Here is a 23735-nt window from a genome sequence, read left to right as displayed (position 1 = left end):
CGTTACAGAGAGCCGGGGATAGGTGGGAGCCCGGTGCGGTGCCATATACGGAATGGGCTTACGAGAGGTATGCTGAACAATTATTTTCAGTAGGCAACCCGGGTTCCGCCGTTACAAGGATAAGGTATATATTTTGTACCTGAACAAAGCGGGATGCTTTTGCGTCCAACATGAGGTGGTACCACGGTAAATTTATCGTCCTCTACATATTTTCGATATGTAGGGGACTTTTTTATTTTTCAGATTGAGGTGAAAGGCATGATGACAAAAGAGGAATTTATGAAGCAAAAAGAACAGGGAAGAGCATTTTTAGTAATCGCTGAAGAAGAAGGAGATAGCGTTACGCCAATTTCTTTATATAGACGTATGAAGGGAAAGAAAAAGTTTTTATTAGAAAGCTCCCAGCTTCATCAAGATAAAGGACGCTATTCTTACTTAGGATGTAATCCGTATGGTGAAGTGAAAAGCATTGGTACGGAAGTGGAACGAACGATTTACGGCAGGGCAGAAAAGCTGCAAGGTAACGTACTACAAGTGTTAGAAGAAGAAATCGCGTCAGCTCAAGTAGACTGTCCATTCCCGTTTTGCGGAGGAGCAGTTGGTTATATTGGTTATGACGTCATTCGGCAGTATGAACACATTGGAGCAGATTTACACGATCCATTGAATATTCCGGAAGTACACCTTTTACTGTACCGTGAGTTTATCGTGTATGACCACTTACGCCAAAAATTATCATTTGTATATGTATGTAGGGAAGACGATTCAGCTTCTTATGAAGAAGTATATGAAAGATTGCGAGTATACAAAGAGGAAGTATTACAGGGAGAAGAATCTGAAGTAACTGAAATAAGATCAACATTATCATTTACTTCTTCAATAACTGAAAAAGAATTTCACGTGATGGTAGAAACGGCGAAAGAACATATAAGAGCCGGGGACATATTCCAAGTCGTACTGTCACAGCGTTTGCAAAGTGAATGTATTGGGGATCCATTCGCGTTATACCGAAAACTTCGAATTGCCAATCCGTCACCATATATGTTCTATATCGATTTCCAAGATTATGTTGTACTCGGTTCTTCGCCGGAAAGCTTGTTATCAGTTAGAGAAGATAAGGTGATGACGAATCCAATTGCGGGTACGAGGCTGAGAGGGAAAACGAAGGAGCAAGATGCGGAAATTGAAAAAGAACTGTTAGAAAATGAGAAAGAACGAGCGGAGCATATGATGCTTGTAGATCTTGGTCGGAATGATATTGGCAGAGTAAGTGAAATTGGATCCGTGACGATAGATAAATATATGAAAGTAGAAAAATACTCTCACGTTATGCACATTGTATCTGAAGTTTACGGAACATTGCGAAAACAAATGAGTGGATTTGATGCATTAGCGTATTGCCTACCGGCAGGAACAGTGTCAGGAGCTCCGAAAATTAGAGCGATGGAAATTATAAATGAGCTAGAGAATGAAAAAAGAAATGTATACGCGGGTGCAGTTGGATACGTTAGTTTTTCAGGGAACCTTGATATGGCGCTCGCCATTCGAACGATGGTCGTAAAGGATGAAAAAGCATACGTTCAGGCAGGAGCGGGAATTGTTTATGATTCAGACCCAGTAGCTGAATATGAAGAAACGTTAAATAAAGCGAGAGCGCTTTTGGAGGTAATGAAATGATTGTACTAATTGATAATTACGATTCATTCACATATAACTTGTATCAACTGTTAGGTGAATGCGAACAAGAAATTGTTGTCGTAAGAAATGATCAAATAACGATAGAACAGTTAGAAGGGATGGATCCAACAGGAATTGTGCTATCACCAGGACCAGGAAAACCAGAGGATGCTGGCATTTGTATCGAAGTGATTCGTCATTTTTATAAGAACGTTCCCATATTAGGTATTTGCCTTGGTCATCAAGCAATTATATCAGCATTTGGAGGAGACATTGTAAGAGCAGGACGCATTAAACACGGTAAAACATCACGTGTAAAACATAATGGAACTTCAATCTTTTCATATGTAACACAGCCATTAACGGCGATGCGCTACCATTCCCTTGTTGCAGCGCAAACGAGTTTGCCAGAGTGTTTTGACATACTAGCGACAGCGATGGACGATGGAGAAATTATGGCAGTTCGTCACAATTATTATCCGCTATTCGGATTACAGTTTCATCCGGAATCAATCGCGACAGAAGAAGGTGGAAAGTTAATACATGCCTTTTTAACAGAGGTGAAGGAGGAGGAAAGAGTATGAATAACTATCTTCGTAAATTAGTGGAGGGACAACATTTAACAGAAGAGGAGATGTATAGAGCAGGGCTTCTTTTATTAAATGAAAACATATTGGAGAGTGAAATTGCAGCTTTCTTAGTATTACTGAAAGCGAAAGGTGAAACAGCAGAAGAAATATACGGCCTTGTTCGAGCTCTTCGTGAAAAGGCATTACCGTTTTCGAACCATATACAAGGAGCGATGGACAATTGTGGGACGGGTGGTGACGGTGCCCAAACGTTTAATATTAGTACAACATCGGCATTTGTACTGGCAGGAGCTGGCGTAAAGGTTGCAAAACATGGTAATCGAGCTGTTTCTAGTAAAACAGGAAGTGCAGATTTATTAGAAGAACTCGGTGTAAATATTAGCAGTACGCCAAACGAAATTGATTATTTATTAGAGCATGTCGGCATTGCATTTTTATTTGCACCAGCGATGCATCCAGCATTAAGACGCATTATGAAAATAAGAAAAGAATTGAATGTGCCGACGATTTTTAACTTAATTGGTCCTTTAACAAATCCGGTAAATTTAGAAACACAATTTGTCGGCATTTATAAACGAGATATGTTACTACCAGTTGCGCAAGTATTACAGAAACTAGGCAGAAAACAAGCGCTTGTCGTAAACGGAAGTGGATTTTTAGATGAAGCATCATTACAAGGAGAGAATTATGTTGTCATTTTGAAAGATAATGAAATAGTAGAAACGAGTATTGAACCTAAGAAATATGGTTTCTCAATAGTGAAAAACGAAGAGATTAGAGGCGGGGATTCGAAAGAAAATGCAAAGATTACGCTCGGAGTATTAAGCGGAGAAAAGAATGTTTACCGCGATACAGTTTTATTAAATGCAGGTCTAGCCCTTTTTGCAAATGGAAAAGCAGAAACGATTGAAGAAGGAATTACACTAGCGGCATATAGCATTGACTCTGGAAAAGCATTAGCCAAACTAAACTTATTAATTGCAGCAAGTAATGAAAAATTAGAAAGGGTGAATTAACGTGGGGACGATTTTAGATAAAATTGTAGACCAAAAGAAAAAGGAAGTTGCGGCATTATATGAAACGTATACACCATTAAAAGAAAGTAGAAAGACACTTTCACTTGTAGAAGCATTACAGCAGTTTACTGTCATTGCAGAAGTAAAGCGAGCATCACCATCAAAAGGAGATATTAATTTACACGTTGATGTACGAAAACAAGTGAAAATATATGAAGAATGCGGCGCAGGAGCAGTATCTGTTTTAACAGACGGTCAATTTTTTAAAGGGTCGTTTCACGATTTACAAACGGCAAGAGCAGAAAGTAACATTCCGCTTTTATGTAAAGATTTCATAATTGATAAGATTCAAATTGATAGGGCGTATGAAGCTGGAGCAGATATTATTTTATTAATTGTAGCGGCGTTAACGAAAAAAAATTTAAAAGAGCTGTACAGCTACGTACTAGAAAAAGGATTAGAGGCAATTGTTGAAGTTCATGATGAGCAGGAATTAGAAATTGCAATTCAATTAAATCCGCACGTTATCGGTATTAACAACCGTAATTTAAAAACATTCGAAGTCGATTTAAGCCAAACAGAAAAGCTTGGAAAACGATTAAACGAGGAGAAATTACTTTGGGTTAGTGAAAGTGGGATTCATTCAAAGGAAGATATTATCCGTGTTAAAAAAGCTGGAGCGAAAGGTGTATTAGTTGGAGAAGCACTTATGACATCATCTTCTATTCATACCTTTTTTGAAGATTGTAAGGTGAACATATGAAAGTGAAAATTTGCGGTATCACTGATGTTGAAACGGCAAAACGTGCTTGCGAATACGGAGCTGATGCACTCGGATTTGTTTTTGCAGAAAGTAAGCGAAAAATCACTCCAGTGCTAGCGAAAGAAATCATTCAGGAGCTTCCAACAAACGTGTTAAAGGTTGGTGTTTTCGTAAATGAATCAGTAGAAGTGATCGAGAAAATTGCAGATGATTGCGGGTTAACACATGTGCAACTACATGGAGATGAAGACAATCATCAAATCAGAAGATTGAATATTCCGTCTATAAAATCACTTGGGGTAACTTCAGAGAGTGATATGAAAAATGCTCAAACATATGAAACGGATTATATATTGTTTGATAGTCCGAAAGGAAAGTTTCACGGGGGAAATGGAAAGACATTTTCATGGGAGTTACTCGCACATATGTCAAAAGACTCGCGAGAGAAAACAATATTAGCTGGTGGGTTAAACGCTTTTAATATAGAAGAAGCGATTCGAACGATTCAGCCATACATGGTCGATGTAAGTAGCGGAGTGGAGACAGAAGGAAAGAAAGATGTAGAGAAAATAAAACAATTTATTATAAAAGCGAAGGAGTGTTCCAAATGAATTACGCATATCCAGATGAAAAAGGTCACTACGGTATATATGGAGGACGATACGTTCCAGAAACGTTAATGCAATCTGTATTAGAACTAGAAGAAGCATATAAAGAAGCAATGCAAGATGAAGGGTTTCAAAAGGAATTAAATCATTATTTAAAAACGTACGTCGGAAGAGAAACACCGCTTTATTTCGCTGAAAATATGACGAAGTATTGCGGCGGTGCAAAGATTTATTTAAAACGTGAAGATTTGAACCATACAGGAGCTCATAAAATTAACAATACAATCGGTCAGGCACTACTTGCAGTACGAATGGGCAAGAAAAAAGTTGTCGCTGAAACAGGAGCAGGACAACACGGAGTTGCAACAGCTACTGTATGTGCCCTACTAGGATTAGAATGCGTCATCTTTATGGGAGAAGAAGATGTGAGACGTCAAAAATTAAATGTGTTCCGAATGGAATTACTCGGAGCGAAAGTAGAAAGCGTAGCGGCAGGTAGCGGCACATTAAAAGATGCGGTAAACGAGGCGCTTCGCTACTGGGTTTCACATGTACACGATACACACTACATTATGGGATCCGTTCTTGGACCACATCCATTCCCGCAAATTGTTCGTGATTTCCAAAGTGTAATTGGGAAAGAAACGAAAAAACAATATGAAGCGTTAGAAGGGAAAATACCAGAGGCAGTCGTTGCATGTATTGGTGGTGGTAGTAATGCGATGGGCATGTTTTATCCGTTCGTACACGATGAAGAAGTCGCTCTTTACGGCGTAGAAGCAGCTGGAAAAGGCGTTCACACAGAAAAGCACGCAGCTACTTTAACGAAAGGAAGCGTTGGTGTTTTACACGGATCGATGATGTACCTTCTGCAAAATGAAGAAGGACAAATTCAAGAAGCGCATTCTATTTCAGCGGGACTCGATTATCCAGGTGTTGGGCCAGAACATAGCTTGCTAAAAGATATTGGACGCGTTTCTTATCATTCAATAACAGACGAAGAAGCGTTAGAAGCATTTCAATTATTAACGAAAAAAGAAGGGATTATTCCGGCGTTAGAAAGCTCACATGCTGTCGCATACGCATTAAAATTAGCGCCGCAAATGAAGAAAGACGAAGGACTTGTCATTTGTTTATCTGGCCGCGGGGATAAAGATGTAGAGAGTATAAAACGTTATATGGAAGAGGTGTAAAAAATGGGAGTAGAAAAAATTAAAGCAGCGTTTGAAAATGGTAAGAAAGCATTTATTCCGTACGTAATGGGCGGAGATGGTGGCCTTGAAAAATTAAAAGAAAGAATTCGTTTTCTAGACGAAGCAGGAGCGAGCATCGTTGAAATCGGTATTCCGTTTTCAGATCCAGTCGCAGACGGTCCAACGATTCAAAGAGCAGGGAAACGAGCGCTAGATAGCGGTGTAACATTAAAAGGCATTTTTCAAGCATTAATAGAGGTAAGGAAAAAAGTACAAATTCCGTTTGTACTCATGACATATTTAAATCCAGTACTCGCATTCGGAAAAGAACGATTCATCGAAAACTGTATAGAAGCAGGTGTAGACGGTATGATCGTTCCGGATTTACCGTATGAAGAACAAAATATTATTGCCCCGTTACTTCGAGAGGCAAACATTGCGCTAATTCCACTCGTTACAGTAACGAGCCCAATTGAGCGAATTGAAAAAATTACGAGTGAATCAGAAGGGTTCGTTTACGCTGTTACAGTAGCGGGCGTAACAGGAGTACGTCAAAACTTTAAAGGTGAGATTCATAGTTACTTAGAAAAAGTAAAATCACATACACATTTACCGGTAGTGGCAGGGTTCGGTATTTCAACAAAGGAACATGTAGAAGAAATGATTACAATATGTGATGGAGTAGTCGTTGGAAGTAAAGTTATCGAGCTGTTAGAAAATGAAAAGCGAGAAGAAATATGTGAATTAATACAGGCAACAAAACAAAAAGAAGAGGCATAAGTCTCTTCTTTTTGTTTTACGTAATAAATGTTAAAATATACAGAAAATACATATAACTTAGAGGGTGAGAAAGCATGCTAAGACGGAAACTACTATATCTTCTTCTAACTGTACCATTATACGCTTGGCTTATTAGCATGACGAAAATAGAGGTGATGGCTCTATTTTTAGGATATGTATTCATCTTTTCCAACTTAAATCGCATTCAAGAGCAATCTATTTTAGAAATATGTATATTTTCGATTAGTATAGAACTATTTAGTATCGTTTCAATTGTATTATTAAATGAATTATTTCGCTGGATCCATTCATTTGAATTAATGAAATTTGGAAATGTTGTATTGCAAGTAATATGTGCTTATATTGTGTTTGTTGTGTTAGACAAAATAGTTGGACAGCAGAGCGTTTTTCAGGATAAAAGAAAATGGGAGTGATTCAAAAAAGGAGCTAAATGGCTCCTTTTTTGAATCTGTAGTAAAAACAATTGAAAATTATGACATCTGTTATATAATAGTTAAAAATTGTATTTTTAATGAAAAGAGATGATAACATGGCCATATTGTTGGCACTTATCCCAATTATGATGATTTTCATTTGTTTATTTTTATTTAAACAAACGTCATTAAGGTCCTCTTTAATTGCTTACGTTGTGTCTGTTGGAATCGTTTTACTCTCGCCAACGTTTCAACTAGGGATAAGTGAAACTGTGCACGCAACGATTAAAGGTTGGTTAATTTGTTTTATTGTCGGGTACGTGTTGTTTTTCGGTATTTTTTTATTTCACCTCATGAACAAAATGGGGTACATCGATCAAGTAGCACGTTTTCTAGAAGAAGTGACGCACGATCGTTTATTACAAATGCTCCTTATGTGTTTTGGTATTTGTCCGCTAATCGAATCAGTAAGTGGATTCGGAATTGGATTCATGGTTGCAGCACCGATCTTTCTATCATTAGGCTATAAACCGTTTCAAGCTGTACTACTTTCATTTATTGGTTTACTAGCTAGTTCATGGGGCGCAATGGCAACTGGTACGATTATCGGTTCGCAGCTTATAAATATGCCGCTTACAACACTTGGCACAAATACGGCACTACTAAGCATTCCGATGTTTGCTTATTTCGTCATCCTTTCTTTACACGTTGTTGGTGGTTGGCAGGCTGTTATTGAAAAGTGGAAAGAAGGATTCGGTTTCTTTCTATTATTTTCTCTCGGAATCTATCTTTCTAACGCATACGTAAGTGTTGAACTAGCAGGTATATTAAGTTCTATCGTTACAATTGCATTTGGTTTTCTTATCATTAAATTAAAAGGAAAAAGTGAGCAAAATTTAATGACAGAACATGCTGCGGCAACGGAGAGAGAAGTATCTATTATAAAAATTATTAGCCCTTATATATTCCTAACAGTTTGTATTTTACTTTCTCGCCTCGTACCAGCATTACATGATGTATTCAGATCATATGCAGTCCTTGATTTAAAATCATACTCTTACAAATTAGAGCTATTATATTCACCAGGATTTTGGCTCGGTATGACTTGCTTATTTACTATTATTTTCTTCCGCATTCCGTCTCATATTATTAAACAATCACTCTCGCAAACGATAAAACAATGGATTCCCTTTGCGATTACAACGACAATGTTTATCGCCATTTCAGAACTAATGGGTGCATCTGGCATGCATTCATTACTGGCAAAAACAGCTGGTGAAACATTTGGAACATTTTTCGTTTTCGTTGCTCCGTTTATCGGCGGAATCGGTGGTTTTTTAACAGGTAGTAACGCAGGCTCAAATGCGATGTTTATAAAACTACAAATGCAAACTGCGCAAAACGTAGCACTTCCGTGGCAATACGTCACAACACTGCAAAACACCGCATCATCAGTGGCGACAATCGCTTGCCCGTCACGGATTACACTAGGTGCGTACTTATGTAATATCCCGTATCGTGAAAATGAACTATTAAAGAAGACGACGTTAATGATTTTGGGTGCGGTGTTACTTTTAGTGGTAGAGGTTATTTTTTGGTATATGTTGAGAAATTAAAAATCCTGCTAACATAGGAGGATTTTTTTTATGATTGGATAATGTTTTAAATATGTAAAGCTTCTACTAAATGAATAGGAGATGAAATGTATGCCCCTAAAAAACTACGGCGTGTTAAAAGGTACAGTTATACAATCAAAGATTGGAAAAGGGAAAACACCTCATTATCAAGTTCATTTACAAGGCGAAGCAGGAGTAGATTATCGTATTGCAATTAACGTGAAATCGCAAAGTTATCCGTCAGAGGTTTTATATTTTGCGAGTACCGATATTCGGTCAGAGGCGATTCACATTTTACCGACATTACCATTCGGTTTTACAGAAGTTAAAAACAATGAGCCGAAAGTAGCTTTAGACTACGTAAGAGGTAATGTATTTGATTCGAAACAAATGATTCCTTTACCTGCTGAAAAAGCAGGTGTGGATAATGATTTAAATGAAAAAATAGAGCGTTATATAAAACGAGCGATAGAAGAAAAAGCAATTATTTATGCGTTCGGTGAAAGATGGGGACCAGAAGAAAATACACCTGATTCTTACTTTCATTTCGAGCCAGGAAACGGTATACACGATATTCATATGAATCAAGGGAATGTAGAGAAATGGAAAGGTGATAATGGTATATGGCAAGATGGGGGCATACTCATTCACTTTGAAAAGGAAGAAGAATGGATCGGTATTTTTCTTGCCTTCCAATCACAGTCATGGTGTACCGATGAAGAAGGACATGCTCGTGTTCCGGTTGAGCATTGTGATTATAAGAACAATAAGTGATGAGAAGAGCTAGTTCGTAATGAACTAGCTCTTCTCATTGTAAACAACATGAATGGTATATAGTGGTAAGATTATGTATGCAATATTAAAAATCGTGATAGAGTTATTGATTTTTATTCGTATTAGAAAGTAGGTATCAATTAGCAGTACAAGGAGGTCTAGCTTTGAAGATAACGGAAGAAAATGTTGTGCAACAAATAAAAAAACGTAATGAGAAAAGCATTACGTTTATTATTCAGACATACGGCAGTTTACTCAGCGCTATCATTAAAAGATATGTACAGAGTAATCAACAAGATTATGAAGAATGTTTAGATGATGTATTACTAGCTATCTGGTTTCATATCGACTCATTCGATCCAAGTAAAAATACGTTTAAACAATGGATAGCAGCCATTGCTAAATATCGAGCAATTGATTATCAGCGGAAAAATACGAGAAATCGGCAACAAACTGTCTGTACGGAGATTAATGATCGTCTGTATCAAGAACAAAGAAGACAAAACGATTTCTTAGACGTACAAGAATTGCTCAGTGAACTGTCAGCAACGGAGCGGAACATTTTTGAAAAGTATTATCTAGAAGGTGTACCGTCTCGTGAAATTGCATCCCACCTTAATGTGAAAGAGTCATGGATTCATAACAAACTGTCACGTGGAAGAAAAAAGCTCAAACAGATTTTTATTTTTAAAAATGGAGTGTGAGGGCATGTCTATTTATAAAGAGTTAAATGATATTCAGCTGGACATCACAGAGTTTGAAGAGATTCCCTTAACCAAATTAGAGGAAAAGAAGTGGGGAAAACGTGTGAAAAATAAGCTCCGGAAAAACAAACAGTCAAAAAAATGGTTCGGAGTTGCAGCAGCTTGCATGTTAATCGTCAGTATTACAGTCCCACTTGGACAATCTTCTTTAGCAAATACTCCATTTATTGCTGGATTGATTGAAAAATATCTTGATGAACAGCAACCGCGTGACTATTCTCCCTATAAAACAGCTATTGGAAAAACTGCTGAAAATAAATACGGTAAACTGACTTTAAACGAGGTACTAGTTGATGATAATAAACTACTCATCAGTTCAACATTTGAGCCAGCGAAGGGTGTGGAATTTGATTATCAAACATATTTAATCCCACAGGTACGAATAAATGGCCGTGACTTTTCTAGTACAAAGGATGCACAATCAATTGAAGTAAATCATTCTATGTATACAATCTACGGTGGTGTCGAGTTAAGTGAAATGCCAAAAACTGACGAACTTCAAATCGAAATTACTTATGATACATTCAACAGGGATACTGTAATTGAGCAACCATGGATATTTAATATTGAAGTATCGCAAGCTCAGTTGATGAAAGAGAAGCAGACGTTTGATTTAAATGAAACAATTGTTTTATCCGATGGCAATAAAGTAAATGTTAAAAAAGTAGTTTCAACGCCGATTTCTACAACAATTTATTATGATGTAACACAAAGTACAAATGAAGATATTTATTTTAAAATTGAATCAGAATCTGGAAAAACATATATATGTAAAGAGGCATTTGCATCGAATAAAGAAGGAGACATTTCTTTTAGTAGATTCGATGGAATTAATGTATCGGTAGGAAAATATTTACTTGTACCGTATTCGGGGAAAGAAAACGAAGTAATTGGGCCATCTATTCCAATTCAATAACTTATTAAATCGGATAAATAGTCATCTGAAAATAGAAGAGAGCATTCAAAACGAACGCCCTCCTCTTATTTTATAAAATCCAAAACTAACAAGTGTAGAAATACAAGAAAATAGTAGTGCCACACTAGAAAACGCAATGAGATACATATTATACTTCATCATTTTGCCAATTAAATGGTTACTGTCGTACTGAAATAGTCCTGCTATTATGTTGAATAAAAATAACACGATAAACATGACGATAACACCGTCTATTGATCCTTTAATATCTGGTTTACTTAAAGCGATATGTGCAGAAATACAAATGGCGATAAATAAAAATAACCAAAAAGAAGGATTTAATAAATTACTTATTGTAAATAAGCTTTTTAATAATACAAACGTCGATAAGAGCATGTTTTGAACCATTTCTACATTAATAGAAGTAGAAGCGATTGTTTTTTCGAGAGTTGTATTAAATAAGAAATATGAATTTGGTACGAAATAGCGCATTAAAAGGATTAACGCAGTAATACCGGAAATAATAGGACCGATTCCAATGAAGAAGTTCCCAATTCGTTGATATACACTTTTTTGATTGTATTGATGTTGTACGTAGCCTAAAGCACCTTGACTTGTATCTGTTGGGAAAAACTGTGTTGCTACAATTTTATGACGAAATAGTACACACATAATGGCATGTCCAAGTTCGTGAATAGGAACACCAATCCATGCAGTCAAAAGGAAGCCTTTTCTTCCGAAAGCCCTCGACCAATACATGCGTGTGAGAGATTCTAAATAGCCTAATAGAAATCCAATTACAATGATAACGCCAATTAAGGAAAATAATTGGATTACGCTTGTAAGGAGTATTTGAAAAATTGAGTTTACCAATTCCATTGTCTTTCATCCAATCTGTTAAAAATGTTATTTGTTCTGTTTCATAATAGCATTATTTTTCAAGATTGCTAGCACATATATTTTCATTTGAAAGAAGGATTTCATAATCTTTTTCTTGTAGTCATGTTTTATGTACAAAGTCATATATTGAATTTGTAACACCCTATATGGTATCTGCTTAAGGGGGGGGGGATGCGATAATGAAATGTCCGGCGTGTCATACGGAAAATATAGCAGAGGCAAAATTTTGCGGGAATTGTGGACATTCGTTGACGGAGGAAGCCGTAGCGAGTGGTGCACAGGAGGAAGGTGAGCAACAAGCACGCGTAGCACCAGCAGAGGAAACTCGATCAAATGAAACGGTAGAGCAAGCGAAGCGGTTTGCAAGTGGCTACTTTCAGTTTTTTAAACACGCATTACAAGCACCGACAGCTATTATGAAAAGTGGCAAGGTTGAAGTACGAAATGGAATTGTAAGTCTTGTTCTTATTTGTTTTTTAGGGGCATGTATTTTTTATAGAATGATGAGTGCTGCAGCAGCTGTTACGAAAACATTTGCACCAGATATATCTACTCCTACATTCTTTTTGGACTCTGTAACGGTCTTTTTATTTTTACTCATTTTAACTTCATTTGTCGGATTTATTATTTTTGTCAGTGGGAAGATGATGAAATCATCTTTTTCGTTTCTTGAAGTATTTGGAATATGGGGAACGATAGCAACTCCGGTAATTGCTATATTAGTGCTTTCTTTTCTGTTTAGCTTTTTATTAATCTTTTTCTTACCAATTTTATTAGGGCTGGCTACAACATATATGGGAATTAGTATAATTGTAGCTACAGTAAAACTAGATAACGGTGGATTAGATCTTGTTTACACTCTTTTTATCGCAAATATTTTCATTGGAATTGCAACATTCATTGTACTGTGGTCTTACATTAGCACGATAATTCAAACCTTTACACAGGGATTAACGGGCCTCTAAAGAAAAGGTGGTTGAATGGATGAATGTATGTACAAAGTGTGGGACTCAGCTTGAAGACGGTGTGCAAATTTGTCAAAGCTGCGGGAGGAAGAGGGAGAGTCTTGCAGTAAAGAAGAAAATGAGCAGCGGTACAAAGGTTGGCATTACAATTTTAACATTACTTGCTGTAGTGATTGTTGGACTGTATTTGTACGGATCATCGTATTATAAGCAGGCGGCACAAGTAGATCGGATCATTACTATTTTACAAGAGAGGAACGGGGAGAAGTTAGCTGAAATCGTCATGGCAGATGATCCATCAGTTACTGTAACGAGAGAGAGTCCAATGCCACTATTTTCGTATATAAAAGAAAATCCATCTTATGTGAATGAATTGAAAGAACAGTTGAAGATAGGTGAAAAACAAGGAAACGGAATCGAAAGAGCAGACTTTTCGTTAACGAAAGACGGAAAGTATTTCTTTTTATTTGATCGGTATAAATTGAAAGCGAAGACGTATTATACGACATTGCTTACAAATGAAAAAGGTACATCTTTAAAAATGAACGGAAAAGAAATAGATAAAACAGATGACAAAAAGTTTGAGAAGCAATATGGACCGTTTCTTCCAGGAACTCAAGTGTTTCAAGCAGAATATAAAAATGATTATGTGAAACTATCACGTGAAGAAAAGGTTGTACTTATGAAACAAGGTCAAAATAACGTAACGATAGATTTAACGTTGCAAGGACAATATATTAAGGTTCAAACGAACGTGCCTGGTGCAACATTGTATGTGAATCAAAAACCAGTTACAGCGCTGGCAGGAGAAGAAATTACATGGGGGCCTGTAGCAACTGATGGAAGTACGACGATTTATTTAGAACGAAATGGAGAAAACGGAAGGGAAACGACGAAGGTAGAAACGGTAACTGCACTTCCGTCTTATAATCTTCCATTCGAAAAGAAAGGTACAGAAAAACCAGTTGTTTACAATGTTACTCCGCCGCCTATGACTCGGTATGTATATAATGGTTTCATCTTCCCGGATAGTGATATTCGAAAACTAACGAGTGAAGAATTAACATATTTATCGAAAGAACAGTTGAAAATTGCTAGAAATGAAATATACGCAAGACATGGACATATTTTTCAAACGAAAGATATGCAAGCGTACTTTGCAAAACAGTCTTGGTATAGAGAAAATACGTATTTTACAGGAAAGCTAACAGATATTGAAACTTATAATGTTGAATTGATCAAATCAAGAGAATAAACACGTGAAAAAGGTACAGTGCATAGCTGTACCTTTTCTATAGTTATTTATCTGAACCAGGATCCCTTGAGAAAAAGATGTGAAAGAGAAATGTGACTTTACTTGATCCTCCTGATGTACTAGCCTGTATATGTGATAAAGGACCAGACGTTAGAGCTGCCTCGGAATGGGGTGGTACGACTATTTTGAGCGCATGATCTGATTCTGGTGAAGCAGTAACAGTTATTGTATCGTCAGAAAAGTTCAAAATTTTAACGGAACCGACTGGAAAGATGGACTTGCCAGCATGTGATGCTGAAGCGAATTGGGTAGCTTTCCAAATATCTTGTGCAAACGTATCATCGTTAGATAACCAAGCGCGAGCGCTGTATATTGTTGCATTAATGGAAAATTCTTGGTCAAGGGAGAGGGCGGGTTTCGGTTCTTTTGGTTCTTGCGGTTCATCTGGAAGCTGGGCGAGAAGGCCGGCGCACATGTATGTTTCACCTACTTTCAATAGTAACTGTTATAGCATATTAAACATGTTGTTTATAAGACACGACGGCTACCTATTAAAGCATAGGTTTGTGCACCAAATTTGAAGATGGAATTCTCTTTCTTTACAATGGAAGTAGGTGTTATTTCTATAAAATATGGAAAACGTAAAGAGTATGTAAAAAAGAAGGAGTGGTAAAGTGAACTATGTCATTATTGGCGGAGATGCAGCTGGTATGAGTGCAGCTATGCAAATTGTTAGAAACGATGAAAATGCAAATGTTGTAACGTTAGAAAAAGGTGAAATTTATTCGTACGCTCAGTGTGGGTTACCGTATGTCATTAGTGGTGCTATCGCTTCAACGGAAAAATTAATCGCGCGTAATGTAAAGACGTTTCGTGATAAATACGGAATTGATGCGAAAGTGCGTCATGAAGTAACGAAAGTAGATACGGAAAAGAAAATGGTGTACGCAGAGCATACGGAGACGAAAGAGTTTTTTGAATTTCCGTACGATCGTTTATTAATTGCGACTGGAGTGCGTCCTGTTATGCCAGAATGGGAAGGCCGAGATTTGCAAGGTGTTCATCTTTTAAAAACAATTCCGGATGCTGAGCGCATATTAAAAACGTTAGAAACAAATAAAATTGAGGATGTAACCATTATTGGCGGCGGTGCGATTGGACTGGAGATGGCAGAAACATTCGTCGAACTTGGTAAAAAAGTAAGAATGATTGAGCGAAATGATCATATCGGTACGATTTATGATGCAGATATGGCTGAATATATACATAAAGAAGCAGATAAACACAATATTGAAATTTTAACGAATGAAAATGTGAAAGCATTTAAAGGAAATAAAAGAGTGGAACAAATTGAAACGGATAAAGGTACGTATAAAGCAGATCTTGTTTTAGTATCGGTTGGAGTGAAGCCGAATACTGATTTTCTTGAAGGAACAAATATACGTACCAATTATAAAGGGGCAATCGAAGTAAATGCATATATGCAAACGAATGTGCAGGACGTATATGCAGCTGGTGATTGTGCAACACATTACCACGTTATAAAGGAAATTCATGATCATATCCCGCTCGGAACGACTGCCAATAAACAAGGGCGACTCGCTGGATTGAATATGCTTGATAAACGAAGAGTCTTTAAAGGTACGTTAGGTACAGGTATTATTAAATTTATGGATTTAACGCTTGCAAGAACAGGTTTAAATGAAAAAGAAGCAAAAGGACTACATATTCCGTATAAAACGGTCAAAGTAGATTCTACAAATATGGCGGGTTATTATCCAAATGCGAAACCACTTTACTTGAAATTACTATATCGTTCTGACACGAAACAATTATTAGGCGGACAAGTAATTGGAGAAGAAGGTGTAGATAAACGGATTGATGTGATCGCAATGGCACTTTTCAATAAAATGAGCATTCACGATTTAGAAGATGTCGACTTAAGTTACGCACCACCATATAACAGCGTTTGGGATCCAATTCAGCAAGCGGCAAGGAGAGCAGAATAGCACTTTTTAAGTGCTATTTTTTTCGTTAAAGGGGAATCAACATTTTTGGCGAATGAAGAGGATTGGGAAATAGTTACATATTGGGAAGGGGATTATTAAAAATGTTTGTAACACTTCAAACAGTTCAAGAGTCAGAAAAAGAAATATTACGTAATTTGTATGCACTATATCTTCATGACCTCTCTACATTCACTCCTAATATAACGATTGAGGCAAATGGTTTTTTTGAATACAAAGATTTGCACATGTTTTGGGAAAATGACGGAATCACTCCGTATTTTATTAAAAGTGATAATGATATTGTAGGGTTTTTATTACTACTGGAACGTCCATACTTGAAAAAAGAAAATGACTTTGGCATAAATGACATTTTCATATTGAATCAGTACAAGGGGAAAGGAATCGGTAAACAAGTTATTGAGAATGTACTAAAAGAGAAACGAGGACAGTATTTTGTTATCGAACTTGTGAAAAATGTACCAGCTGTTTCTTTTTGGAAGAAAGTATATAGGGAGTTAAACATCGAATTTGATGAGAAAACACAGTTAATTGATGATGAAGAATGCCTCGTTCAAACGTTTAAAATATAATGAAATCGGTGCCTCTAGTAGATTACTTTGAAATTTAACTTTATCCAGCATTAACGGGCAGTAAGACCCCCACCTCAAAATACAGCGAAAGCAAAGAAGTTAAGTGGGGGGTGGGCTGCCCGTAAAAGCCCGATTGGTGAAGGCTAATAATCAGTGGGGGATGAAGAAAACCCCCACTAATTAAAGTTTCACTTTATTTCGAATATACCGTTCACCCTTGAAAACATAGTACTTATCGCTTATATTTTCATATAGTATTTATTTTTTAATAAAGCAATGAACGAACCAGGGGGCACAGTATGGCAATTAACATGAAAACAATCGAAGAATGGATTGCTGAATCAAACGCAAGACAAGAAGAAGACTTTGGACACGTTGTGGAAGAGATGAAAGAAGTATGCGTCGGACTTGATAATGCGACATTAATTTATACGAAAAATGTATTTTGTTTCGGTAAGAAAGTAGAAGTATTGTTCTTCTTCCAAGATCATGTCGTGATTGGACAAGAAAAAGATGAATATGTTGAAATCGAAAAATTAAAGTATGAAGCAATTACACATAGCAACTTAAAAACAAATGACAAAAATACAACGTTAGAATTAAAGTTTGCTAACGGACAATCTATCAATTTAGATAGTTTAAATGATAACTACGGTACGAAAAACTGGTTATTTGCAAGACAAATTAAGAGTATTTTTAAGTTAATCTAGTAAAAAAGCAGACCTCAAAGGGTCTGCTTTTTTATTTGTTTCCTATTACACAAAGGCATCCTCTTTCTTCGTAACATTTCACACTTGTAAATCCTGTTTTATAAAATAGGTTTATTAATTCTTCAGCCGTTTTACATTTCTCCATATGATATTGAATTTTGAAAGTTTCAGCCACTAATAAAAAGGATCCGTTCGGTTGTAGGACGCGAAATACTTCTTTTATATCTTGTTCCACATCAGGCCAAAAGTAGTGTGTTTGAAAAGCGGTAATGAGATCGAAGAAGTTCGTATGATAGGGAATAGAAGAAACGCTTGCTTGTTGAACAATGACTTTTTGTTTTTGAACATCCTTTATATTCGTCTGTAGAGAATTTTTTACAGCTTGATCGGAGTAATCAATCCCATATATTTTCGCAAGTGGAGTTCGTTTTGAAAGATTGTGTATCGTTTTACCTCCGCCACAACCGATATCTAATATGATTGCATCTTTCTTTATATGTAATTTCTGTAATGCCCAATTTGTTAGCCTTGTATGCGCAGTGTTCATAATACAAAGCATGGAAGAACCAATTGTCCCGCGGGGATTTTTTGCTTGCTGGATCAATCGTTGTAAAATACTCAAGTTAAACTCTCCTTTTATGTAAGAATATATACTCATTTCGCTTTTTATCAATTAAGTCCTTTAAAAAAGCACGCCGTCCACCGGCGTGCTTCTAATTACGCAAATCCCCTTTTAACCAATTCCGTGCTCGATACGCCCCAACAGGAATTTGAATGAGAGACGTTTCAGTTCCAGTATCTATCCCGTATAACTGATCACATGAATTTGTATCAAAACTTAGTAATGGATGCCCGCCCATCCTCATCGCGGTTGCGGCGAAAACGAGTTTATGGACGAGTATACCAGCTTCCATTTGGTGAATACGGTATCCTCTATAGCCTAATGCATTTGTATAGTAACCTTTCTTACCGACTACATGTAGGCAAAGCGGTACTTGAAAAAGATTCACGTTATCCATCGTCATACTAGATTGAAGGGGATAACGAAGGTCTCCATATCGAAGTGGCTGTATGGAATGTGTTTTACTGTTATAAGAATAAGCGCCGTTCCCTATATCTTTTACGTTATAAAAACATCCATATAATGAGACCCGTGCATTTTCATTTACATACTGACCATCAAGGTCGTTGTAATAAGGGAAGGAGAGACTCGCTTCTTGTAGTAAAGTAGCGAGCTCGGCTGCATCCCATTTCGTGAAAGTAAAGTCAGCGTCAGGGGAATACCGTTCTTTACAAAGTTGTAAGAAATCATACGATAACCGTTCTACTTGCGGCAACTGTACAGCGTGCGCATGATGTTGATAGTGCTCTTCATGATGTAGTGTTTGGAAGTGTGCTGTCGATTCAATCATAGAAGCTTCATTTATTTTTGTTAACATTGGATATTCATTTACATGTTTTGAGCGAACGAAATGTTCGTGTGCTAACGGCGGAATTTGCTGTAACAACTCATGAGAAGTAACTGTTTTATTTTCACGGTAATCATTGTGAAACCAATTCGTTTGCGGTTCTGTACTTAAAGGAACAACAGCATACACACTTTCTTCGCCTTCTGACAGTCCGAGTAAATGATTGATTGCACGGTCTAGAAACTGAAAGTATACACCATTTGTGTAACCGAATTGTTTGGCACATGCAAGTAATTGTCCGATGAGAACACCACTATCTAATCCTTGAAGTCGATACGAAAAATTATTGTATTTAAAGTAGTTTTTCCAAAACATAGTGGATACGAATGCAGCGCCAAAACAAGACTGTATGTTACAACGATTGCCAAGTGCTTCTGTAATGTAAGAATCGAAATTTCCTTCGCGAAGTAAAATAAGTCGGTGGTGCGCAGCGTCGTAATGGTAAATACCGTCTGGATAATCATCAATCTTTAAATATATATACAATTCATTTGGATATAAAGCGCCGCCTGAAGGGATAGATCTTCGGAATAAAATTTTCTCGCTATTTAGCTGACATAACTGTGTTAAACCAAATGAGGACCAAAGGTAATGACCAATCTCTTTTAAAGTAGGTGTAGTAGAAGAGTTAGGTAAAGATAATGGGATTTCTAAAGAGAGTGGAATGATAGGGACATTTCGATATAATTTATAAGGGAGCGGTGCATCTTCCCAGTCCACTTCATGGTTTGGCATAATTTCGTCTATAGAAAAATGAAGATGATGTAAAAAAGTATCCAGCTGCATAGAATCCCCTCCTTTACTATGGAAACGGATGCGGATGTGGATTTAATTGTTCATTCGTTAAAGGTTCGTTTGTATATCCAAGTGTCATCGGCACAGTATATACTCTATCCAGTCCTGTAACCCGAGTGAGATGGTGGCCGAACGTCATCGGTAGCATGCCTGGAATAATGACTTTTACACAATGTAATCCGTTTTTTTCTATAAGAGGTACTGTTTGATTTACAACGATTACGTCAAGTCCAGATTGCTGCAGACGGTTTAAAAGTTGATGAAGATCGGATGTTAAATCTAGATCAACTGATTGTAATGCATTCATTTCTTGGAATGATTGTACCGGGGCATCGTCACGTAAAAGAAAGTGAAGACGTTCTTCTGCTTCTTTTAATCCGTACAGCATACTATGGTCTTCCATTTTATTTACGAGATAAGGGTCTTGTAAGCAGTTTTCGTAGTGCTCTTTTTTTTGTTCGAGTTCATCGTCTGCTATTAGTAACATGCCTGCTATTTCATGGATGGCACTCTTTAAAGCGCGGACAGGGTCTAAATGAGAGCCTCCAGCACAAACAACGTTCATTCCATTTTCACGCGTATTTTTCGCAATTACCCATAAGCTTGGGATACCGTGTTCCATCGTTGCGTTAAAAGCATGTAATTCATACCCAGTAATCGTGTATAGCCGCTGAATCATTAATTGTAATTCCGTATCATTTGCTGAACTAAGATCAAGGCGAGGGAGAGGTAATTCGGCATACCAAGTGAGCAAAAAGGCGTCACGCTCTACAATTTCTAAAATGCCATGAAAAATTGCTTCTTCTAAACTACCACCAATTGCACATCCATTTGATGTTTCATACACGAAAGCATCTCGATGACCGAGGCTATAATAAGCAATTGATTCAGGAACTAAAAGTGGCCGGTTTTGTAATAAAGAGTAGCCCCATACCCAGTTTTGTTCATAGTCAGGATCAAACGGTTTAAACGGAAAACTATTACGATTATAATGTTCATTTGTATGTACACCGAGCAAGAGGGGATTAAGTGCATGATCCTCTAACTCACGAAAACTGCCGTGTACATTTGTCTTTTTTCCTCGAGGTGACATACCACAATATCGTTCTAAACCTTCTAAAATAGCAGTCGCTTCACTCATTGCAAATGAATGAGTTCGGCCTGCAACACCTTCATTTCCAAACATTAATGGCATATTTATAATAACGTCAGCAAATGGTAATAAAGAATGCTGCATTTTTCCGTTCAACATACCGACGCGATAATCTAAATAATCTCTCGTTAAAAATATGTTTAGTTCATGAATGGAACGACAGCGATATGCTGCTTCGCTTGTTTTTAAGCTCGGTTGTAACGAAATCGCTGCTGCATCTGCCGTATCATCAGGCAAATTGCTACATACAGGGCAGAGCGGATCGGGAAGAAAAGAATGCCGCGTACATTGCAGTGTTTGTAAGTTTAGTAAAATGAGTTCATTTTCTAAAGAAGAATGGTTATGAGTTAATATTTTCTCTGTTTCTGCACGAATAAGATGGCACATTTGTAACATACCATTTTGGGTGGCACGTACATCACGCCTTGTTACATTATCTGCCTTTAACGCATATTTCCGCTGTAGTGCCCACATTTCTTGTTGATCAAATCCAGCGATAAATCGGCGTCCATCAGAGCAGTTGGAACAGCCAGTTGCAAGAGGATGAATGTAAGGACCGATAATACCTTCACCAAATGAAGTGAATGCACGTAGCCATGGAATATGATTCGATCGAAACATTAGCTCGGCATCATGATGAATAGTAGAAGGAGAGCCATCATGTAATACGAGAGCGAGATGAATATTTTTAGGGAGTTCTTCTGTAAGGTTATGTTGGCGAATGATAGAATATTGTTTGCATAGTTGATCATGTACATAGTTTGCAAGTAAGCCATCTCCTATAAGCAATATATTTTGAGTCATAGACTGTCCTCCTTTGCAATTAATACACCGTACACACCATCTAAGTTTTCTTTCAAAAATGATTCAATGGCTAAATCAAACACGAATGGATAAAAATTATGTTCTTCTAAATGTTGCAAGGCAAGCTGCACAGATTGCACACCTGGAACTTCTTCTTCCGCTTGTATTTCCACTCTAAAAGAATCCGTGTCATATAAAATAATAGAGGATTCAGGCAAGATATTAGCTCTGTAAGGAGTCTCTTCATTTTGAATATGAAGTAGTGATAGTTGTAGTGCGTTTCGTAAGGCTAACGTCATATTAATATTAGATGCACCGTACCAGCGATCATTTATACCGACCCAAACGACAGGAAAGCTGAGAATCTCTTCACTTACTGCTATTTTAGGTGTTTCATGAATTGTAGAGAGAGCATCGTAATAAAATCTACAATGTTTATCATGAATTGCAGTTAAATCAATCGTCGTAATTTCTTCTAGCATATGTGACTGCCGCTCATACAATTTATTATTTAAATGTTGTTGTAGCGCCCGGTATACACCTTCTGTCATCGTTTCTCCAGCGCCAATACCGATATCATTATGTTCAGGAATAAGGCGGTGCATAATTTCCGCTACATATGTTTCAATTCCTGCTAAACCAGCTTCTCGGCGCGCTTCATTATGAGTTAGACCACCACAAGTCATAAGAGGCAGGAGGGAAGCAGGACCATCTGATAGTGGAGTAGCTACTTGAATATGGCATTGTGATAACGGTAATTGATATGAATCTTGTTCATCCCATACATGGAATAAACCGGCTTCTTTAGAAGTTAATGAGTCGAAAAAGCGGAATAAATCAGTTGAGGTATGTTGGTTGGACCGCTGCTCAAGTTGTTCAGAAAGATTTTCTATCGTATCAATTGTAAAACTTTCATCAGTTGCGAGAGGATGTTTTATAAAAGGATGCCATGCTCCTTCGAGTGTTTCGTAATTTAATAAAAAGAATTGTGGTTCTTTTTCTCGGTAGGAATCATCAGCGACATGCTTAAGTAATTCAAATACGATTATATTTGCTAACATTGCAGATGGAAGTGGTGAAAATGATGCTGATGAATGTTCATTTTGTAAAGTCGTTTCATGTAGCCGATGCCATGCGGATTCCCAGCATTCTTCACGATTAGCTGTTACGATAGGGCCGGCTATACCAAGTGCTGATAAACAGACGGCAGGTATGAAGTTCTTTCCTACTTCTCTACAAATCGTGTGAACTGCTCTTAGGCCTTCAATATCTCCATTTTGAGAAACATACAAAATCCAGTCGAAAGGCTCGAACACTTCATGCAGGGGACGATCAATTGTCGTATCTATTTCCTGAACAAGGACATGATCATCAACTTCATGTGCAAGTTCTACTAGCTCATGAATGCGATCGTAATTTGTTTCCTCATAATCTGTAACAAGGTAATGAAAGGTAGGTAATCCTGATTCTAATAAAGAAGAAACTAAGGAAGTAAGCATATCTCCAGAACCAATTATAAGGACGTTTGCCGCGCGATACGTTTCGAATTTTAGAGCGCCTGAATGAGAATCAGCTTCTAAAAATTCAATTTGTGAAGCGTATCTATCAAGTAATGCGCTATTTAATTCATGAGGTGCATCTTGACTTACATCCCGAACGAAACCATTTTCATATAAAATCTCTCCAATTTCAAATACACGATTTTGATAGGGGAGAGGGAGACCATCGGTTATTTCTGCTAAAGAATAATTCCCGTTAAACATTGGCATTAATTTTTCAATCCAGTTGTAAATTCCATCACCGTCCATACGAAATGAACTGGCATTATTTCGAAAATAGACACCCCCGTTTGAGTCGGGGAGGAAAAAAGTATCCTTATTTGCTTTAAGTTTTGCATCAATTGGAAGGTTATTCATTTTAATCCTCCTTACGTTTTAGGCATACATTATTAGCT

Annotated in this window: 23 protein-coding genes and 1 other annotated feature (1 of these 24 cut by a window edge); of the genes, 17 read left to right on the top strand and 6 right to left on the bottom strand. The window is 37.2% G+C overall.

What is annotated here, in order from left to right:
• Positions 1 to 206: a binding site (T-box leader), on the top strand (it extends 39 nt beyond the left edge of the window).
• Positions 207 to 258: 52 nt separating this feature from the next.
• The 12 genes from trpE to QCI46_RS21370 all read left to right on the top strand — a co-directional run bounded on the left by trpE (position 259) and on the right by QCI46_RS21370 (position 11131).
• On the top strand, positions 259 to 1677 hold the full coding sequence (trpE, locus tag QCI46_RS21425) for an anthranilate synthase component I (protein ID WP_353841330.1): 1419 nt from the start codon (positions 259 to 261) through the stop codon (positions 1675 to 1677).
• On the top strand, positions 1674 to 2261 hold the full coding sequence (locus QCI46_RS21420) for an anthranilate synthase component II (RefSeq protein ID WP_353841329.1): 588 nt from the start codon (positions 1674 to 1676) through the stop codon (positions 2259 to 2261). The genes trpE and QCI46_RS21420 overlap by 4 nt, the downstream gene beginning before the upstream one ends.
• A complete protein-coding gene (trpD, locus tag QCI46_RS21415) occupies positions 2258 to 3283 on the top strand; it encodes an anthranilate phosphoribosyltransferase (RefSeq protein WP_046957046.1) in 1026 nt (341 codons plus the stop codon). The genes QCI46_RS21420 and trpD overlap by 4 nt, the downstream gene beginning before the upstream one ends.
• A 1-nt stretch (position 3284) precedes the next feature.
• Complete coding sequence (gene trpC, locus QCI46_RS21410) at positions 3285 to 4046, top strand: indole-3-glycerol phosphate synthase TrpC (RefSeq protein WP_327958009.1); 762 nt, start codon at positions 3285 to 3287, stop codon at positions 4044 to 4046.
• Positions 4043 to 4657 carry a phosphoribosylanthranilate isomerase gene (locus QCI46_RS21405; protein ID WP_353841328.1) on the top strand — a complete coding sequence of 205 codons (615 nt, stop codon included), beginning with the start codon at positions 4043 to 4045 and terminating at the stop codon, positions 4655 to 4657. Before trpC ends, QCI46_RS21405 begins: the two co-directional genes overlap by 4 nt.
• Positions 4654 to 5847, top strand: a complete 1194-nt coding sequence (gene trpB / locus QCI46_RS21400; protein ID WP_353841327.1) for a tryptophan synthase subunit beta — start codon at positions 4654 to 4656, stop codon at positions 5845 to 5847. Before QCI46_RS21405 ends, trpB begins: the two co-directional genes overlap by 4 nt.
• A 3-nt stretch (positions 5848 to 5850) precedes the next feature.
• Positions 5851 to 6627: a tryptophan synthase subunit alpha gene (gene trpA / locus QCI46_RS21395; RefSeq protein ID WP_353841326.1), complete on the top strand. Its 777-nt coding sequence runs from the start codon at positions 5851 to 5853 to the stop codon at positions 6625 to 6627.
• A gap of 74 nt (positions 6628 to 6701) precedes the next feature.
• Entirely contained in the window at positions 6702 to 7061 is a 360-nt protein-coding gene (locus tag QCI46_RS21390) for a DUF4029 domain-containing protein (RefSeq protein ID WP_087984759.1), read from the top strand.
• A gap of 116 nt (positions 7062 to 7177) precedes the next feature.
• On the top strand, positions 7178 to 8677 hold the full coding sequence (locus QCI46_RS21385) for an L-lactate permease (protein WP_353841325.1): 1500 nt from the start codon (positions 7178 to 7180) through the stop codon (positions 8675 to 8677).
• A 90-nt stretch (positions 8678 to 8767) separates the two neighbouring features.
• Complete coding sequence (locus tag QCI46_RS21380) at positions 8768 to 9451, top strand: DUF2278 family protein (RefSeq protein WP_353841324.1); 684 nt, start codon at positions 8768 to 8770, stop codon at positions 9449 to 9451.
• 164 nt (positions 9452 to 9615) lie between these two features.
• A complete protein-coding gene (locus tag QCI46_RS21375) occupies positions 9616 to 10155 on the top strand; it encodes a sigma-70 family RNA polymerase sigma factor (RefSeq protein ID WP_087984762.1) in 540 nt (179 codons plus the stop codon).
• 4 nt (positions 10156 to 10159) lie between these two features.
• Entirely contained in the window at positions 10160 to 11131 is a 972-nt protein-coding gene (locus tag QCI46_RS21370) for a DUF4179 domain-containing protein (RefSeq protein ID WP_353841323.1), read from the top strand.
• Between the two features lie 45 nt (positions 11132 to 11176).
• Here QCI46_RS21370 and QCI46_RS21365 read toward each other — a convergent pair whose 3' ends face one another.
• The gene (locus QCI46_RS21365) at positions 11177 to 12010 is read right to left on the bottom strand and encodes a hypothetical protein (protein ID WP_087984764.1); all 834 of its coding nucleotides are present in this window, start codon (positions 12008 to 12010) and stop codon (positions 11177 to 11179) included.
• A gap of 200 nt (positions 12011 to 12210) precedes the next feature.
• Between QCI46_RS21365 and QCI46_RS21360 the strand changes: the two genes are divergently transcribed.
• Entirely contained in the window at positions 12211 to 12996 is a 786-nt protein-coding gene (locus QCI46_RS21360; protein WP_327958018.1) for a zinc ribbon domain-containing protein, read from the top strand.
• 19 nt (positions 12997 to 13015) lie between these two features.
• The gene (locus QCI46_RS21355; protein WP_353841322.1) at positions 13016 to 14251 is read left to right on the top strand and encodes a TcaA 3rd/4th domain-containing protein; all 1236 of its coding nucleotides are present in this window, start codon (positions 13016 to 13018) and stop codon (positions 14249 to 14251) included.
• A gap of 43 nt (positions 14252 to 14294) precedes the next feature.
• Here the strand turns inward: QCI46_RS21355 and QCI46_RS21350 are convergent, their stop codons facing one another.
• Positions 14295 to 14726: a hypothetical protein gene (locus QCI46_RS21350; protein WP_000332402.1), complete on the bottom strand. Its 432-nt coding sequence runs from the start codon at positions 14724 to 14726 to the stop codon at positions 14295 to 14297.
• A 199-nt stretch (positions 14727 to 14925) separates the two neighbouring features.
• Here QCI46_RS21350 and QCI46_RS21345 point away from each other — a divergent pair, with 199 nt between their 5' ends.
• The 3 genes from QCI46_RS21345 to QCI46_RS21335 all read left to right on the top strand — a co-directional run bounded on the left by QCI46_RS21345 (position 14926) and on the right by QCI46_RS21335 (position 17560).
• Entirely contained in the window at positions 14926 to 16260 is a 1335-nt protein-coding gene (locus QCI46_RS21345) for a CoA-disulfide reductase (RefSeq protein WP_353841321.1), read from the top strand.
• A 101-nt stretch (positions 16261 to 16361) separates the two neighbouring features.
• Complete coding sequence (locus tag QCI46_RS21340; protein WP_353841320.1) at positions 16362 to 16850, top strand: GNAT family N-acetyltransferase; 489 nt, start codon at positions 16362 to 16364, stop codon at positions 16848 to 16850.
• Positions 16851 to 17149: 299 nt separating this feature from the next.
• Positions 17150 to 17560 carry a DUF3908 family protein gene (locus QCI46_RS21335; RefSeq protein WP_098095516.1) on the top strand — a complete coding sequence of 137 codons (411 nt, stop codon included), beginning with the start codon at positions 17150 to 17152 and terminating at the stop codon, positions 17558 to 17560.
• Between the two features lie 31 nt (positions 17561 to 17591).
• On the opposite strand, the gene QCI46_RS21330 is transcribed toward QCI46_RS21335, so the two are convergent.
• The 4 genes from QCI46_RS21330 to QCI46_RS21315 form a co-directional block, all read right to left on the bottom strand.
• Positions 17592 to 18182: a class I SAM-dependent methyltransferase gene (locus tag QCI46_RS21330; RefSeq protein ID WP_353841319.1), complete on the bottom strand. Its 591-nt coding sequence runs from the start codon at positions 18180 to 18182 to the stop codon at positions 17592 to 17594.
• A 91-nt stretch (positions 18183 to 18273) separates the two neighbouring features.
• Complete coding sequence (locus QCI46_RS21325) at positions 18274 to 19815, bottom strand: SagB family peptide dehydrogenase (RefSeq protein ID WP_353841318.1); 1542 nt, start codon at positions 19813 to 19815, stop codon at positions 18274 to 18276.
• 16 nt (positions 19816 to 19831) lie between these two features.
• Positions 19832 to 21781: a TOMM precursor leader peptide-binding protein gene (locus QCI46_RS21320; RefSeq protein ID WP_353841317.1), complete on the bottom strand. Its 1950-nt coding sequence runs from the start codon at positions 21779 to 21781 to the stop codon at positions 19832 to 19834.
• Positions 21778 to 23697 carry a putative thiazole-containing bacteriocin maturation protein gene (locus QCI46_RS21315; RefSeq protein ID WP_048545080.1) on the bottom strand — a complete coding sequence of 640 codons (1920 nt, stop codon included), beginning with the start codon at positions 23695 to 23697 and terminating at the stop codon, positions 21778 to 21780. The genes QCI46_RS21320 and QCI46_RS21315 overlap by 4 nt, the downstream gene beginning before the upstream one ends.
• Between the last annotated feature and the right edge of the window lie 38 nt (positions 23698 to 23735).

The sequence above is a fragment of the Bacillus cereus group sp. RP32 genome (genome assembly GCF_040459735.1).
GTDB classification, from domain to species: domain Bacteria; phylum Bacillota; class Bacilli; order Bacillales; family Bacillaceae_G; genus Bacillus_A; species Bacillus_A wiedmannii.
This window is presented reverse-complemented; position numbering and strand designations above follow the sequence as displayed.

Bases quoted from the DNA above. Each gene is read 5' to 3' on its own strand.
- QCI46_RS21355 (WP_353841322.1), top strand. From the start codon at position 13,016: ATGAATGTATGTACAAAGTGTGGGACTCAGCTTGAAGACGGTGTGCAA.
- QCI46_RS21350 (WP_000332402.1), bottom strand. From the start codon at position 14,726: ATGTGCGCCGGCCTTCTCGCCCAGCTTCCAGATGAACCGCAAGAACCA.
- trpA (WP_353841326.1), top strand. From the start codon at position 5,851: ATGGGAGTAGAAAAAATTAAAGCAGCGTTTGAAAATGGTAAGAAAGCA.
- trpB (WP_353841327.1), top strand. From the start codon at position 4,654: ATGAATTACGCATATCCAGATGAAAAAGGTCACTACGGTATATATGGA.
- QCI46_RS21405 (WP_353841328.1), top strand. From the start codon at position 4,043: ATGAAAGTGAAAATTTGCGGTATCACTGATGTTGAAACGGCAAAACGT.
- QCI46_RS21335 (WP_098095516.1), top strand. From the start codon at position 17,150: ATGGCAATTAACATGAAAACAATCGAAGAATGGATTGCTGAATCAAAC.
- QCI46_RS21315 (WP_048545080.1), bottom strand. From the start codon at position 23,697: ATGAATAACCTTCCAATTGATGCAAAACTTAAAGCAAATAAGGATACT.
- QCI46_RS21380 (WP_353841324.1), top strand. From the start codon at position 8,768: ATGCCCCTAAAAAACTACGGCGTGTTAAAAGGTACAGTTATACAATCA.
- QCI46_RS21390 (WP_087984759.1), top strand. From the start codon at position 6,702: ATGCTAAGACGGAAACTACTATATCTTCTTCTAACTGTACCATTATAC.
- QCI46_RS21320 (WP_353841317.1), bottom strand. From the start codon at position 21,781: ATGACTCAAAATATATTGCTTATAGGAGATGGCTTACTTGCAAACTAT.
- QCI46_RS21385 (WP_353841325.1), top strand. From the start codon at position 7,178: ATGGCCATATTGTTGGCACTTATCCCAATTATGATGATTTTCATTTGT.
- QCI46_RS21420 (WP_353841329.1), top strand. From the start codon at position 1,674: ATGATTGTACTAATTGATAATTACGATTCATTCACATATAACTTGTAT.
- QCI46_RS21325 (WP_353841318.1), bottom strand. From the start codon at position 19,815: ATGCAGCTGGATACTTTTTTACATCATCTTCATTTTTCTATAGACGAA.
- trpD (WP_046957046.1), top strand. From the start codon at position 2,258: ATGAATAACTATCTTCGTAAATTAGTGGAGGGACAACATTTAACAGAA.
- trpE (WP_353841330.1), top strand. From the start codon at position 259: ATGATGACAAAAGAGGAATTTATGAAGCAAAAAGAACAGGGAAGAGCA.
- QCI46_RS21360 (WP_327958018.1), top strand. From the start codon at position 12,211: ATGAAATGTCCGGCGTGTCATACGGAAAATATAGCAGAGGCAAAATTT.
- QCI46_RS21370 (WP_353841323.1), top strand. From the start codon at position 10,160: ATGTCTATTTATAAAGAGTTAAATGATATTCAGCTGGACATCACAGAG.
- QCI46_RS21365 (WP_087984764.1), bottom strand. From the start codon at position 12,010: ATGGAATTGGTAAACTCAATTTTTCAAATACTCCTTACAAGCGTAATC.
- QCI46_RS21340 (WP_353841320.1), top strand. From the start codon at position 16,362: ATGTTTGTAACACTTCAAACAGTTCAAGAGTCAGAAAAAGAAATATTA.